We start from the raw sequence: 13,664 nt of genomic DNA on the forward strand, positions 1-13,664 counted from the left end.
GCTTACTGACTTATTGCAGGCGCAACCCGCAGTACCTCTTCCACGGTGGTTTCACCGCGGGCAACACGAGCAGCGCCGCTTACTCGTAAGGACTGCATCCCCTCGCTGAAAGCAATATCTCTAAGGCGAGCAGTGTTAATGTCCTTAACGATCTCTCCCTGAACCGCGGGGGTATTAACCAGCACCTCGTAGATGCCCCGTCGACCCCGATAACCGGTGTCACGGCAGGTTTTACAGCCTACGGCTTCGTAGATTTCAGCCGGTGGGGGAATATCAAAAGGCTGAACAAGCTCTCGCCAACCCTGCACGTCCGTAGGCTTGGCGCGCTTACAGTCGTCACAGAGAATACGCACAAGTCGCTGGGACATAATCCCCCGAAGCGTCGCCTTTACAAGATAGGCGGGAGCGCCAAGCTCGAGCAGCCGAGAGACGGAACTGGGAGAGTCGTTGGTGTGCAAGGTGGATAACACCAGATGACCCGTGAGCGCCGCCTGAATCGCCATGTTCGCGGTCTCGAGGTCTCGAATCTCTCCGATCATAATAATGTCGGGATCCTGGCGCATGAGCGTTCGCACGCCCGTAGAGAAATCCAGATCAATACCGTGATTCACCTGCATTTGATTGAACGCGCCCTCTACCATCTCGATAGGATCTTCGATGGTGCATACGTTTACTGACGTGGTAGCAAGCTGACGCAGCGTTGAATATAAAGTTGTGGTCTTACCCGACCCGGTGGGACCCGTAACCAGCACAATACCATTACCGGTACCGGTCATGGCATGCCAGCGGGCGAGGTCATCATCCGCCAATCCCAGGGCTTCAAAGCTTTTTTGCAGTACCTCCGGGTCGAAGATACGCATGACCAATTTCTCACCAAAAGCGGTGGGCAGTGTAGACAATCGGAGTTCGACTTCGGTGCCGCCGGGACTGCGAGTCTTCAGCCGTCCGTCCTGGGGGCGACGCTTTTCGGCCACATCCATGCGTCCAAGAATTTTGATTCGGCTGGTAACCGCGGCACAGACCTGTTCGGGCAGCTCGTACACAGTATTGAGAACGCCATCGATTCTAAATCGGACATTACCCACGTTTCGCCGGGGCTCAATGTGAATATCGCTGGCACGCTGCTCAAAAGCGTATTGAAGGAGCCAGTCCACGATACTGACAATGTGCTGGTCGTTCGCGTCGGGCTCGCGCATAGAGCCCAACTCCAGCATCTGCTCCAAATTCCCAATATTGCCCGTCGAACTACCTTTACCTGCGGCTCGGGCACCGCGCACGGAACCAGCCATGGTGTAAAACTCGGCTGTGTAGCGCACAAGATCCCGGGGGTCTGTAATTACCCGCCGAATTTGTTTGCGAAGAACCTGCTCAAGATTCGACTGCCATGCGCGCTGATACGGCTCGGCGCTGGCAATAACCACCTCGTCGTCGGCTACCGCAACCGCAAGAATGCGATGCCGTTCAGCAAAGGCGCGCGACATCACTTCAGAAACTTCGGCCACGTTGACTTTGAGAGGGTCAATTTCGACGATTGCCTGACCACTTCGCTCGCTCAGCCAACTGAGCAGCGCCGTCATATCTAGCACCTGATCAGGATTCTCCAGATCTTTGAGCTTCTGCTCGGCAAGAAAAACCAGAGGATGAATAGCTCCTGGAGACAGCCCCTGCAGACGACGGAGATCACCCGCCGCTATACGGCCGTCGGTAAGCAAACCCTCTAGTAAGACCTTAAGCGTAAGCAAACCCTCAGCGGGCTCACTATTTTCCGGCTTAAGCATGCGAAAAAACCCCTGTTTTCACGGCTAATGGCGCTCAGGCATGCTACCACAGCCCGGCACTTTGACCCTCGACTTCACGGCGATAAAGCCGTATTAATAGTAAGGGTAAATTTCATCATTCGGGACAAGACAGATGGCGCAAACAGGCTCTATACTCCGCGACTTCCCGAGACCAGAGATGGCACTTGCATGACAAGTCCTTTGGGCAAGCTATTTGGCAGATCTCCGATCCAGCCAATACAAGAGCACATGCAGCTCGCGCAGGAAACCGTGCAGTTGCTATGCGAACTATTGGCTGCCAGCGCAGACCAGGACTGGAATCGCGTTGCCGAGATCCACAGCGTGATCGATAGCACCACCTCTGACGCGCGAAAGCTACGCAGAGAGATTCGTCAGCAGCTACCCCGAGGGCTCCTTCTTGCGATGCCTCGGCCCGACCTTCTAGAGCTGCTGGATATACAGAACCGCATCACCGTGTGTGTGCGAGAAATCGCCAGGCCGGTAGCACTTCGAGGCATGCAGTTCCCCAAACAGCTGCAAACCATCCTCGACAAGCACTGCAGCCTTCTTGCGGCAACTGCCGGTCAGGCACTCACCGCAATCCGGGAGCTTGATGAGCTGATTACCGAGGGCTTTGGACAGCGCGAGCGGAAAATCATGGAGAAGATGCTGGGGTCTCTGGAGAGACAGGTGCGCCGTTGTGATGCACAGCAGCAGCGTCTGGTTCGCCAGCTCGGTAAGACTGAAGATAGTTTCCCGGTCCTTGATGCTGTTTTTTACTACCAGATCGCCACCGCGCTAGCTCAATTGGCTGACGCCTGTGGAGAAGTGGGTGAGCAACTTGAACTCCTTTTGGCACGCTAGTCAGAACTGACGCGACGGATATTCGATCTTGGAAATTATTGCTGCCTACGGCCCCCAATTTCTGGGTCTTGCGTGTATCGCCGGATTCTTCATGGCCTGGGGTATTGGTGCGAATGACGTAGCCAATGCCATGGGAACCTCCGTGGGTTCCGGTGCACTCACTATTCGCCAGGCAATCATGATCGCGATTGTTTTCGAATTCCTGGGCGCTTATCTCGCCGGCGGCGAAGTCACCGAAACGATTCGCAAGGGCATTATTGATCCCAGCTTGCTGGAGGGATCTCCCGAACTTTTGGTTTACGGCATGATGTCTGCGCTGTTCGCCGCTGGCACCTGGCTGCTCATTGCCAGCGTTCGAGGCTGGCCCGTCTCCACTACGCACTCGATCGTAGGCGCCATTGTCGGCTTTGCTGCCGTCGGAATTTCTGTTGAGTCCGTGAACTGGAGCCAGGTCGGCACCATTGCCATGAGCTGGGTGATCTCGCCGGTGCTTGCAGGAACTATCTCCTTCGCCCTGTTTATGAGCGTTAAGCTGCTGATTCTGGATAACGATGACCCATTCCTTCGCGCCAAGCGGCTTATCCCGGTCTACATGTGGATCGTAGGCTTCATGATCTCCATGGTGACGCTGCTAAAAGGCCTGAAGCATTTGGGTCTGGAGCTGGATTTCGGACTGGGATCAAAGTTTGCTAACGCCGTACCACTATCGTTTGGCGTGGGGCTGGTGGTAGCTGTCTTTGGCGCTATGTTACTGCGCAGAATCCCCTTTGAAGCTAATGAGGACAACCGTTTTGCCAGTGTAGAGCGGGTGTTTGGCGTGCTGATGATGTTCACGGCCTGCTCCATGGCTTTTGCTCATGGCTCCAACGATGTTGCTAACGCCATTGGGCCGCTTGCCGCGGTGACCAGCATCGTTCAATCCGGTGGTGCGGTTAACGCCACTGCCGTTATGCCCGGCTGGATCCTGTTGATCGGAGCTCTGGGCATCGTCGCAGGCCTTACCACCTACGGTTGGAAAGTTATCGCCACCGTTGGCAACAAAATCACCGAGCTGACGCCCTCGCGGGGGTTTGCAGCTACCCTCGCCGCCGCCTCTACGGTGGTTTTCGCCTCTGCGACGGGCTTGCCTATATCAACGACCCACACTCTTGTGGGCGCTGTGCTGGGCGTGGGGCTGGCGCGGGGTATTGCGGCCATCGACCTTCGTGTCATCGGGTCGATCTTCCTAAGCTGGCTCATTACGCTCCCCGCAGGCGCCATTCTGGCGATAATCTTTTTCTTCACGCTCCGCGGGATATTTGGCTAGACCTGCAACGCTCGCTACACACTGTAAACTGTACAAATGTCCCAGCCACAAAACTCTCCCATTTCCTGGTTTCGAAACACTGCGCCCTACATAAACCGGCATCGCGGTTCGACTTTTGTCATCGTCATCCCGGGTGCTGTTCAAGAAAGCGGTGCCTTACCTCGAGTCCTGTATGACGTTGCCCTGCTAAACAGTCTGGGTGTGCGTCTGGTGCTGGTATTTGGCAGCCGGCCACAGATTGATCGTCGTTTAAAAGAGCTTGATATAGATAGCAGCCTGCACCGCGGCCAACGTATTACCGACAGCAACATCCTCCCGCACATACTGCAAGTCATAGGCGCCCAGCGCATTGAGCTGGAAGCTTTGTTGTCACTGAGCCTGCCTAACTCGCCCATGCAGGACGCTCGGTTGAGAGCAGCGTCGGGCAATTTTGTTATGGCTCAGCCGATAGGCGTGGTGGACGGTATCGATCACCATCTGACAGGTCGAGTAAGACGCGTCGATGTCGAGGGCATGGCCTCTCTTCTGAATAGCGGCAGCCTCGTCCTCCTCTCTTCCATTGGTTACTCACCCACGGGTGAAGCGTTTAACTTGAGTCTGGGCGATGTGGCTATCAGCACGGCTCGAGATCTACAGGCGGACAAACTCATCATTCTTGGGAGCACTGCCGGCGTTCACGATAGTAATGGCACGTTGATCAAGCAATATGCAGTAGATCAGCAAGCGATCGCCACACCTGGCAATGAGGAAGAAGCGCGGCTCCTTCGCATCGCCTGCGATGCTTGTGTTGCCGGTGTGCCGCGCAGCCATATTGTGAGCTCGCAGGACCCGGACGCTCTGTTGGGCGAACTCTTCACCACCGATGGAAGCGGCACCTTGGTCACCAACCGCCCTTATGAGCAGTCTCGCTGGGCCAGCATTCAGGATGTAGGCGGAGTATTAGACCTAATCACGCCTTTAGAAGAATCAGGTGTGTTGCTCAAGCGTTCTCGTGATCTTTTGGAAGCCGAGATCGGGCGGTTTCGAATTCTGGAACGCGATGGGCGCATCATTGCCTGCGCTGCGCTCTATCCTTTTGCCGAGCAACACAGCGCGGAACTAGCCTGCATAGTGTCGCACCCGCACTATCGCGGAGAACAACGTGCCCGCCGACTATTGCAGGAGCTGGAGAGAGAAGCGTTGTCGCAGGGACTCAGAGAAGTCTTTGTGCTGACCACGCAGACGGCGCATTGGTTTCTGGAGCAGGGCTTTCAGGAAGACTCGCGAGACAAGCTGCCTCCTTCACGCCAAGCCCTCTACAATCTGCAGCGCAATTCCAAAGTGTTTTTTAAGGCGCTCAAACTCGATGCCTAGTAGGGGTCTGTGAAAGAGACTCGGTAACAGATGCTAAAGCGTCGCCTTGGACGGGTCTTTTTCCTGCTCCGTCACCTCACTCGCCAGAAGCTCAAAGTCTTCCCGAAATCCCGCAAGCTTCTTTTTCAAGCGATTGTTCTGTTTTTCGGTTCGGCTGTTCACCACGTCAACAACAGCTGATTGCACCACCGTTGTATTGTGGTCGTAGAGAGCCTCCACATCGGGATCCAGGTTTTCCTCCCAGTCGCGAACAATTACTCTCACGCGCTCCTGCCATCCCGGCTGGCGCTCCAGTTCTCTAGCAAGCTCGCCCGCCCAGGCGCTGCGCTCGCTCAGCCACACATGATCTGATCGCCGCAGTTCACCCGCAGCAACGCGAAGGCGCTCCAACTGATTATCGTTCAACCGGCCAAGGTAATCCTCAAGAGTCTCTTCCAGACTTTCGGCGGCATCGTCACGCATCTCTTCATCGTCGCGGTCTAGATATTTACGCTCGTACTTTTTTTGCTGTTTCGCCAAAACGGCAATGAAGTCTTCGATCTGTTCGTCACTGAGCTCCTCACCCAACGCAAGAAGCTCTTCGAGGCCGGGGTCACGAATACGCCACCATGCCTCCTCGGCTCGATCAGCATAAGCCTGAAGCTGGGGGACGGTGAGTTCGGCTTTGAGGTCTTCATCGATTGCGTTCAAAAACTCCACGTAACGAGGCAGCTCTTCCCGCCGGTGCCACTCAAGAAGCCTCTCGAGCTGAGTATCAAAAACCTGCGACTGACTTCTGTCCAAATCGACGTAACGATCCAGATACCAGGGCAGAATAATATCCAGTCGGTTATACACAAAAGTCGTGCTGCTGCAGGCCGTAAGCAAGAGGAAAAACGCCCCTAGCAACTGCCAACGCCAGCGGTGCAAACTCTGTCGGATATTCAAAGGCACGCCATGTTTACTTGTATTCAAAGCCTTCTGTGGCAAACAGCATTTCAGGGTTCCGAAAGCATTTGAACTCCAAATGGTTACCCGCGGGATCACGTACAAAGCAGGTGCGCTGCTCTCCCTGGCGGCCGGCAAACCGGGTCTTCGGGTCGATCGCGTATTTCACTCCCGCAGTCTTCAGGCGACTTTGAAGGTTATCCCAGTCATCCCAGTCGAGTACCACACCAAAGTGGCTCGCCGGAACGGCGTCCTCATCAACGTGGTTCCTCGCCACCGCAGGTAAATCTTCACTGTCTACCTTGTGAACCACGAGCTGATGGCCATAAAAATCATAGTCGGTCCATCGGGGCGACGAGCGGCCACGAGGACAGCTTAGGACGCCACCATAGAAAGTCTCTGCGGCGTCCAGGTCATCTACGGGGAGCGCAAGATGAAAAGCAGTGCTTGGCATAGGATCTCCATAATCAAAAAATTTTCAAAAAATTAAATACCAGCAGAATCATAGCGAGTCTTTTGTCAAAGGTAAGCCGGAACTCGCATTTAGCCTGTGCTAATGTGCGGCGTTTGCTGACTTCGGCCATGACATGCTCAGTTTAGAAGAACTCTCACAACGTTTTGTTGACGCCGTTTGGGGCACTCCCCTTGTCGCACTGCTTCTCGGAGGCGGGCTCTTCTTTCTATTTTACTCCCGAGCGTTGCCCTATCGTCATTTTGGTCATGCCATTGGCATTATGCTCGGGCGTCATGACACCCCGGGAGAAGCCGGTGAGCTCTCCCATGGTCAGGCACTAGCGGCCGCGCTGTCTGGCACTATGGGGCTTGGGAACATCGCGGGAGTGTCTCTGGCAATCGTCGCTGGAGGGCCAGGCGCAGTGTTCTGGATGTGGGTGTCAGCACTGGTCGGTGTGGCCACAAAGTTTTTTACCTGCTCCCTTGGAGTGATGTATCGCGGCGAAGACAGTCTGGGGCGGCTTCAGGGCGGCCCCATGTACATCATCCGAGAGGCACTACCTAAACAGTTTTACCCTCTGGCAATTTTGTTTGCGGTCGCTGGTCTTGTGGGCACCTTGCCCCTGTTTCAGGCCAACCAATTAACTGCGCTTGTTGGAGATACCGTCTTTAGCGGCAATATGCCTGCATGGGGTGGCCCTGCGATCGGTGTCTGCGTTGCCTGCCTCGTCGCCGGCGTTATCTTTGGCGGGCTTCCCCGCGTGGCCAAGGTCGCAGTCGCGGTGTTGCCCATTATGGTAGCGATTTACATGCTGATGACCCTGTACGTAATCATCAGCAATCTATCGATGGTGCCAGCGGTGCTGGCCAGCATCGTTAGCGAGGCCTTCACACCGCAGGCTGCAGGTGGTGGGTTCATTGGCACGCTGCTTATTGGAATCAGCCGTGGCGCTTTTTCCAATGAAGCGGGTGTCGGCACTGAGGTGATGGCCCACGGAGCTGCGCGCACAAACGAGCCCATCCGCGAAGGTCTGGTAGCGATGCTCGGTCCAGTCATCGATACCTTGCTGGTATGCACCTGCACGGCGCTGGTGATTCTGCTCACGGGTCAATGGCAAGTGCCCGGGGAGCTGTCGGGCATCACGCTCACAGCCAATGCCTTTGTCGGCGAGATGGGGCAATTCGGGTTGATACCGCTGGCTTTCGTCACACTGATCCTTAGCACGACAACCATGTTTTCAGGTTGGTACTACGGCGCCAAATGTTTCGGCTTTTTATTTGGGGCAGAGGTTCAACACCATTTCCGCTGGGTTTTCGTAGGGACCGTGATTGTTGGTGCCAGCGTGAGTATCGATATGGTGTTCAATATTATTTCAGGCGCCTATGGCCTTATGGCTATACCGACGATGATAAGCACCTTGGTTTTGGCCCCGCGGGTCATGGCGGCGGCGCGAGACTATTTCTCTCGCCACCCCTATTGAAGCAAGCGCTTACTTACCCCAAAAACTATATTTAACCACCTATGCCGCTGCGCTGCTCGTATCAGCTAGCGCGGGAGAGCGGCTCAAAGCGCCCAAAATCGCAAGCAAAGAGGCTTGAACAATGTCGTGGCTTCGCCCAACGCCGCAGCTGCGATCGCCCTCAATATTGAGCTGAATGTAGCAAACAGCCTCGGCGTCAGCGCTTTGCGAAAGAGCGTGCTCGCTGTATTCCACCAGCACAATAGACTTACCCACGAAGCGCTCCAAAGCGTCCACAAAGGCGGCGACCACTCCGTTGCCTGTGCCCGTCAGTTGTCGTGACTGCGAGCCATCCTGAATAGTCAGCTCAAGATTATCCACTCCGTCCACCCGACGCAGCTGATAGTCGTTAAGACGCCAGCGCGGATTCTCAGGCAAATAAGTTTCTTGGAACAAACTGAAAATGGCAGAGGAGCCAACCTCACCCTCGGTGTCTTCGGCATAAGCCTGCACGGTCGCACTAAAATCAATCTGCAACCAACGGGGCATGTCATAGCCATGATCAGCCTGCATGACGTAAGCAACACCGCCTTTGCCGGACTGACTGTTGATGCGGATGACCTCTTGATAAGAACGACCAATATCCGCTGGATCGATAGGGAGATACGCTACTTCCCAAGGCTGGCTTTCATAATCCTTTCGCCGTGTCAGGCACTTTTTAATAGCATCCTGATGGCTACCGGAAAAAGCGGTAAACACGAGCTCACCTGCGTAGGGGTGGCGGGGGTGGACAGGTAGTTGCGTACAGGCCTTCACGGTTTCGATGATTTCATCCATGCCCGCGAGGTTTAACTCTGGATCAACTCCCTGGCTGTAGAGGTTCATGGCCATGGTGATGATGTCCATGTTGCCAGTGCGCTCGCCGTTACCCATAAGCGTGCCTTCGATCCGATCAGCGCCAGCCATCACACCAAGCTCAGCCGCCGCCACTGCGCAGCCTCTATCGTTGTGCGTATGCAGTGACAAAATGATGCTGTCTCGTCGCGCGACATGATCACAAAACCACTCGATCTGGTCGGCATAAACATTGGGGGTGCTCATTTCCACCGTGGCCGGCAGATTAATAATCACTTTCTTTTCCGGTGTTGGCTCCCAAACTGCGGTTACCGCATCACAAACCTCGACGGCGAAATCCAACTCGGTGCCGGTAAAGCTCTCCGGCGAGTATTCAAAGCCCCAATTTGTATCGGGATATCGACTCGCATAATCTTTCACGAGGCGAGCGCCGTTTTCTGCGATCTCTTTAATGCCCTCTCGATCGAGGCCAAATACCTGCTCGCGCTGGACAGTCGACGTAGAGTTATATACATGAACGATCGCGCGAGGCACGCCCTCGAGGGACTCAAAGGTTCTGGCAATCAACTCCTCTCGGGCCTGAGTGAGCACCTGAATGGTCACATCGTCGGGAATGCGGTCGTTTTCGATGAGATTACGCACAAAGGCAAAGTCATGGCCGGAGGCCGATGGAAACCCGACTTCGATCTCTTTAAAGCCCAGCTTCACCAGCAATTCCCACATACGCAGCTTCTGTGCGGCGGTCATAGGCTCGATGAGCGCCTGGTTGCCATCGCGCAGGTCCACGCTACACCAATCCGGCGCGCGGCGGATCTGGCGATCGGGCCAGCGCCGAGCCGTCATAGGCACGGGAGCAAAAGCGGGGTATCGGCGATGATCAAAGCGGTTCATGTTTAATTCCAAACAGCGTCTAAGGCAATTTCGACATTTTAACAGCGCCGAAGCATCGAGCGCCGAATGCTAAAGGTGCAGCGGCCTCTCGGTCCCCGGGTAAGAGAGGAGTTGAGGGCTGGCGACGTTGCCCGGCAGGCGTACCTTGTGAGCATTGCCGTCGCTGAGTGACTGATAGGTCAAAAGCGGCGGGACAACGTTTGCACCAGAGCGGAAAAGTATAGGCTTGTTGGGCTAGGGAATTGCTGCAAACTACAGTGCAAAACCCCCTAATAATAGATATATTCTCTTTAATATTTGATATTCATGGCGAAAATAGCCACCTATCGCCGAATGTAAGGAGGGCTTGCAATGTCCGCTCCCGATCTTGACCGCCTTGACCGACGCATCCTCAAGCACCTTCAAGCGGATGCCCGCATGAGTAACCTTGATTTAGCGGCAGCGATTGGGCTGTCGCCGACCCCCTGCGCCCGGCGGGTAAAACGACTGGAGGAATCCGGGCTGATACGCGGTCACGTCACACTGCTAGACCAGCAGCAACTGGGCCTGACGCTCACCGCATTTATCAGTATCAGCATGGATCGTCATACCCCGGACCGCTTCGAGGCCTTCGAAGAAGCCGTCGCCGACTACCCCGAAGTCGTCGAGTGCAATGTCGTGACCGGTCAAAATTCCGACTATCTAGTACAAGCGGTAGTTCCTGACATGACCTACTACGAGCGCTTTCTACTCGGGAAGTTGACCCGGATTCCCGGCGTCTCTGGCGTCCATTCCAGCTTTGTACTTCGCCGCGTTGTACAGCGAACAGCGCTTTCTTTAGAACATACAGCGCCAGAGGCCTAAGGGCGTGCTAACTGGAGGTAGCTGTCCACATCATAGGGGCTGAACATGGCGATTTTCCAAGAATCATCATGACGATATATTAGGTAAAGAGAAACCGTCTCGTAGGCAATCTCTCCTGTATCCGTGTATCCAAATCCCACGTTATTGGCGAGTACTTTGTTGTCTGTCAGCACATGAAATTGCGTCTCCTGCCACTCTAGACGGGTCACACTTTTTCCTTCGAGCATTTTTACGAAACCCTCAAAGTTCTTGGCGAACGCCTCTTTGGACGGTGCCGTCTGTGGCGCACTCATAGGCGGGGAGATCAACAGCGGCATCTGCACTAAGTCACTCAGCTCTTGTCGAAACTGAGCGCTGCGCTCGGGATGGCCAAAACGCTTGTTGTAGACGGCCAGGTAAGCGTCGAAAAAATCACTCGCTTCCCGTTCAATATCTTCTCGATCAGCCGATCCGGCGAAAACGTTGCCGCCAGACAAGACCAGTACAACGATGAAAACGAGTTTGGATAAATACATAGGTGATTCCTTGATGGTTTTTAGTGGGATAGGGGGGTAACAGAATTTGAGGTAGGTGGATCAAACGATGCATTCATCTGAAGCTCAGCCGAGCGGGTTTGCGATGTTTGACGAAATGCGACGTTATCGAAGAGTCGGCCAAGGAAGACTCCCGTGACCGTCCAGACAGCGGCGATGCAAGCCCCGACAATAGCGACGGCCGCGAGGCCCAAACCAACACCCTCGGTGAGGAGAGCAAACAGCGAACCACTGATGGCATCACCACCGCGATACACAACCACGTCGATGACGGGTTTAGCTTTGAACCGTTCTTCGGTAGTGACCTGAGTAAAAAGCAGCTCTCGGGCAGGGCGTGTCACGGCGTAGTTGCCTACGCGTCGAGTCGCCTGCAGCGCCAGGAGGACCACAATACTTGGTGCCGCGGCAAGTACTAACAGACCAAGCATCACGGCGACAGGAACTAGCGCCAGCGTAGTTGCCATTCCCAAGCGTTGCACGAGACGTCCGGTCAAAAGAAAAGCGAAGAGAAAGGTAAGACTGTTTACTATCCAATCGATCCCGCCAAGAATCTGCGCTCTTTCTGGACGGCTATACGCTGCGAGTAAGTTTTTTTGCTCAAAATAAACAAAAGAACCCACGAACACATAAAGAACAATAAAGGCTGCTATCGCAAGCAGATAAGGCTTGGACAGTACGTCGCGAAAGCCCGACCACCAATCCCCGCTAATACGGTGTTCCGCAAAGTCCACCTCAGCGTCGACATTACCTAACTGCGTCAACTTCAGCCGCCGAACATAGACAATCAACGGTACAACCAAGAGCAAGCCCAGGGCAGCAATCAGCATCAGCTTGTCTAAACCTAAAGAACCGGCGAATAGAGTGGGTATGCCGGGCCCCAGGATAGCCCCGGCACTCGCCCCCGATCCGATAATGGCAAACAGGCGCTGCCCTTGTTCACGTCTAAAGGTATCGGCCATGAAGCTCCAGAACACCGATAAATTGAACAAACCGAAAGCAGCTACCCAAAGGTAGAACCCTTTCTCAACCCAGGTAGGATCTGCCAATAGCGGCGTTACATAAAAAAAGAGCACAAAGCTCGTCGCAAAGCCTCCATAAACAGTCGGTACCACCCATCGAAAAGGCAGCCGTGAGATACATAAACTATATAGGGCAACAAGAGCTGCACTCAGAAAGAACTGTAAATTCCAAAGAAGACTAACCTCAGCATCAGTCCAGTCGCTGGCCATGGCGTCGCGCACGGGCCGTAACACGAAGTAAGAAGCCATTAACAAAAAGACGATGAGAAAGGACACACCTACGGCCCGCTGCTCGTCGGATTTTATTAGTGTCAAGCGCACAAAAGCTTTGTCGATCATGCTCACCGGTCGCCCTCAAGTAACAGCGTCTCGAAGCTTCGAGCTAGATCATCGGCAGATTGGGAATAGAGCTGACCTTCATTGAGCTCAACAATGCGCCGTAGTGCCCTCGACACAGCGTAGTGGGCCTCGTTCGCATTGGGCGCGACTAAATAGCGACGCTTTGGAGTCTCCGAGGTCATAAACTCGTAAACAGCATCAGCAACGGGAATAGGTGCCGCCTGCTGCGAGCGATCCGCCTTGGTGAAACTCGCAAATCGCTTTATTTCATCCTCGTACAAAGAACTACGCTCGCCATCTTCTATTTCTGCGATGCGTCGTTGCATGTTCTTCATGATGTCCGAGCGAAAGTTACCCGGCTCAACCACACTCACCTGAACATCAAATTTCGCGAGCTCCGCAGCGAGGGAGTCGGTAAAGCCCTCAATAGCGTGCTTACTCATTGCATAGGGGCCCATTAGCTGCCCTGAGAAGAGTCCAGCTATCGAGCCTGTGGTCGTGATACGCCCTTGATTTTCAATTAGAAGGGGGGCAAAAGCTTTGGTGACGCGGTAGGGACCAAAGACATTTACGTCCATGATGAACTGCATGTCGCGCTCAGTTACTTCGATCAGTGGATCAAACAAAAAGACCCCTGCATTGTTCACCAGGCCATACAAACCGCGACCGCCCTGACTTATCTCGTTCACTGCGGCGTCGATTTCGTCCTGCAGAGTCACATCCAGACGTATGCCTTGGATGTTTGCAACGGCACTGAGAGCTTCTATGTCCCTCGCTTTACGCGCTCCGGCGTATACAAAAAATCCACGCTCAGCCAAAGTAAGTGCGATCTGCTTGCCGATGCCAGAACTAGCGCCGGTGACTAAAACAGCCTTCTGGCCAGCTTGAGTCGAGGCCGAAACAGCTCCTGCGAACAATGAAATGCTCAGCAAGCACGACAATAAAAGTGTGATGATGTGTGGCATAGCAGTGCCCCTGGTGAGTGATCGAGAGGCGACCCTAAAACTTGGTGTCTCTCTGAACCGGGCAAAGTAGACGAGAGC

At 54.5% G+C, this 13,664-nt stretch carries 12 protein-coding genes; 5 read left to right on the forward strand and 7 right to left on the reverse strand.

Translation table 11 applies throughout. The annotated features are described in order from the left end of the window. Nucleotides 1-2: 2 nt before the first annotated feature. On the reverse strand, nucleotides 3-1,778 hold the full coding sequence (locus tag R0137_RS02145) for a GspE/PulE family protein (protein ID WP_407328192.1): 1,776 nt from the start codon (nucleotides 1,776-1,778) through the stop codon (nucleotides 3-5). 189 nt (nucleotides 1,779-1,967) lie between these two features. On the opposite strand from R0137_RS02145, the gene R0137_RS02150 reads away from it, so the two are divergent. Genes R0137_RS02150 through argA form a run of 3 tightly spaced genes read left to right on the forward strand, consistent with a single transcriptional unit; the run spans nucleotide 1,968 to nucleotide 5,301 of the window. Next, nucleotides 1,968-2,642 carry a DUF47 family protein gene (locus R0137_RS02150; RefSeq protein ID WP_405271929.1) on the forward strand — a complete coding sequence of 225 codons (675 nt, stop codon included), beginning with the start codon at nucleotides 1,968-1,970 and terminating at the stop codon, nucleotides 2,640-2,642. Between the two features lie 28 nt (nucleotides 2,643-2,670). Further along, the gene (locus tag R0137_RS02155) at nucleotides 2,671-3,948 is read left to right on the forward strand and encodes an inorganic phosphate transporter (protein ID WP_407328194.1); all 1,278 of its coding nucleotides are present in this window, start codon (nucleotides 2,671-2,673) and stop codon (nucleotides 3,946-3,948) included. A 36-nt stretch (nucleotides 3,949-3,984) separates the two neighbouring features. After that, on the forward strand, nucleotides 3,985-5,301 hold the full coding sequence (argA, locus tag R0137_RS02160; protein ID WP_407328195.1) for an amino-acid N-acetyltransferase: 1,317 nt from the start codon (nucleotides 3,985-3,987) through the stop codon (nucleotides 5,299-5,301). Nucleotides 5,302-5,334: 33 nt separating this feature from the next. Here the strand turns inward: argA and R0137_RS02165 are convergent, their stop codons facing one another. Next, on the reverse strand, nucleotides 5,335-6,255 hold the full coding sequence (locus R0137_RS02165) for a DUF6279 family lipoprotein (RefSeq protein WP_407328197.1): 921 nt from the start codon (nucleotides 6,253-6,255) through the stop codon (nucleotides 5,335-5,337). Beyond that, nucleotides 6,242-6,682, reverse strand: a complete 441-nt coding sequence (locus tag R0137_RS02170) for a VOC family protein (RefSeq protein ID WP_407328199.1) — start codon at nucleotides 6,680-6,682, stop codon at nucleotides 6,242-6,244. Before R0137_RS02170 ends, R0137_RS02165 begins: the two co-directional genes overlap by 14 nt. Nucleotides 6,683-6,815: 133 nt before the next feature. Between R0137_RS02170 and R0137_RS02175 the strand changes: the two genes are divergently transcribed. Next, nucleotides 6,816-8,162, forward strand: a complete 1,347-nt coding sequence (locus R0137_RS02175; RefSeq protein ID WP_407328201.1) for an alanine/glycine:cation symporter family protein — start codon at nucleotides 6,816-6,818, stop codon at nucleotides 8,160-8,162. Nucleotides 8,163-8,201: 39 nt separating this feature from the next. Here the strand turns inward: R0137_RS02175 and leuA are convergent, their stop codons facing one another. Then, nucleotides 8,202-9,887 carry a 2-isopropylmalate synthase gene (leuA, locus tag R0137_RS02180; RefSeq protein WP_407328202.1) on the reverse strand — a complete coding sequence of 562 codons (1,686 nt, stop codon included), beginning with the start codon at nucleotides 9,885-9,887 and terminating at the stop codon, nucleotides 8,202-8,204. Between the two features lie 351 nt (nucleotides 9,888-10,238). Here leuA and R0137_RS02185 point away from each other — a divergent pair, with 351 nt between their 5' ends. After that, nucleotides 10,239-10,730 (forward strand): Lrp/AsnC family transcriptional regulator, encoded by a 492-nt coding sequence (locus R0137_RS02185; protein WP_407328204.1) that lies wholly within the window; start codon nucleotides 10,239-10,241, stop codon nucleotides 10,728-10,730. Here the strand turns inward: R0137_RS02185 and R0137_RS02190 are convergent. Genes R0137_RS02190 through R0137_RS02200 form a run of 3 tightly spaced genes read right to left on the reverse strand, consistent with a single transcriptional unit; the run spans nucleotide 10,727 to nucleotide 13,586 of the window. Continuing rightward, nucleotides 10,727-11,245, reverse strand: coding sequence for a hypothetical protein (locus R0137_RS02190; RefSeq protein ID WP_407328206.1), 519 nt, complete (start codon nucleotides 11,243-11,245; stop codon nucleotides 10,727-10,729). The two genes, R0137_RS02185 and R0137_RS02190, sit on opposite strands and share 4 nt — an antisense overlap. Nucleotides 11,246-11,265: 20 nt before the next feature. Beyond that, nucleotides 11,266-12,621, reverse strand: coding sequence for an NTP/NDP exchange transporter (locus tag R0137_RS02195; protein WP_407328207.1), 1,356 nt, complete (start codon nucleotides 12,619-12,621; stop codon nucleotides 11,266-11,268). Between the two features lie 2 nt (nucleotides 12,622-12,623). Next, nucleotides 12,624-13,586, reverse strand: a complete 963-nt coding sequence (locus R0137_RS02200) for an SDR family oxidoreductase (protein ID WP_407328208.1) — start codon at nucleotides 13,584-13,586, stop codon at nucleotides 12,624-12,626. Between the last annotated feature and the right edge of the window lie 78 nt (nucleotides 13,587-13,664).

This window comes from Congregibacter brevis, assembly GCF_045689245.1.
Taxonomy (GTDB): domain Bacteria; phylum Pseudomonadota; class Gammaproteobacteria; order Pseudomonadales; family Halieaceae; genus Congregibacter; species Congregibacter brevis.

What these genes read in the sequence shown, in the direction of transcription:
- R0137_RS02145 (WP_407328192.1), bottom strand. Translation starts at nt 1,778, where the DNA reads ATGCTTAAGCCGGAAAATAGTGAGCCCGCTGAGGGTTTGCTTACGCTT.
- R0137_RS02150 (WP_405271929.1), top strand. Translation starts at nt 1,968, where the DNA reads ATGACAAGTCCTTTGGGCAAGCTATTTGGCAGATCTCCGATCCAGCCA.
- argA (WP_407328195.1), top strand. Translation starts at nt 3,985, where the DNA reads ATGTCCCAGCCACAAAACTCTCCCATTTCCTGGTTTCGAAACACTGCG.
- R0137_RS02170 (WP_407328199.1), bottom strand. Translation starts at nt 6,682, where the DNA reads ATGCCAAGCACTGCTTTTCATCTTGCGCTCCCCGTAGATGACCTGGAC.
- R0137_RS02175 (WP_407328201.1), top strand. Translation starts at nt 6,816, where the DNA reads ATGCTCAGTTTAGAAGAACTCTCACAACGTTTTGTTGACGCCGTTTGG.
- leuA (WP_407328202.1), bottom strand. Translation starts at nt 9,887, where the DNA reads ATGAACCGCTTTGATCATCGCCGATACCCCGCTTTTGCTCCCGTGCCT.
- R0137_RS02185 (WP_407328204.1), top strand. Translation starts at nt 10,239, where the DNA reads ATGTCCGCTCCCGATCTTGACCGCCTTGACCGACGCATCCTCAAGCAC.
- R0137_RS02190 (WP_407328206.1), bottom strand. Translation starts at nt 11,245, where the DNA reads ATGTATTTATCCAAACTCGTTTTCATCGTTGTACTGGTCTTGTCTGGC.
- R0137_RS02195 (WP_407328207.1), bottom strand. Translation starts at nt 12,621, where the DNA reads ATGATCGACAAAGCTTTTGTGCGCTTGACACTAATAAAATCCGACGAG.
- R0137_RS02200 (WP_407328208.1), bottom strand. Translation starts at nt 13,586, where the DNA reads ATGCCACACATCATCACACTTTTATTGTCGTGCTTGCTGAGCATTTCA.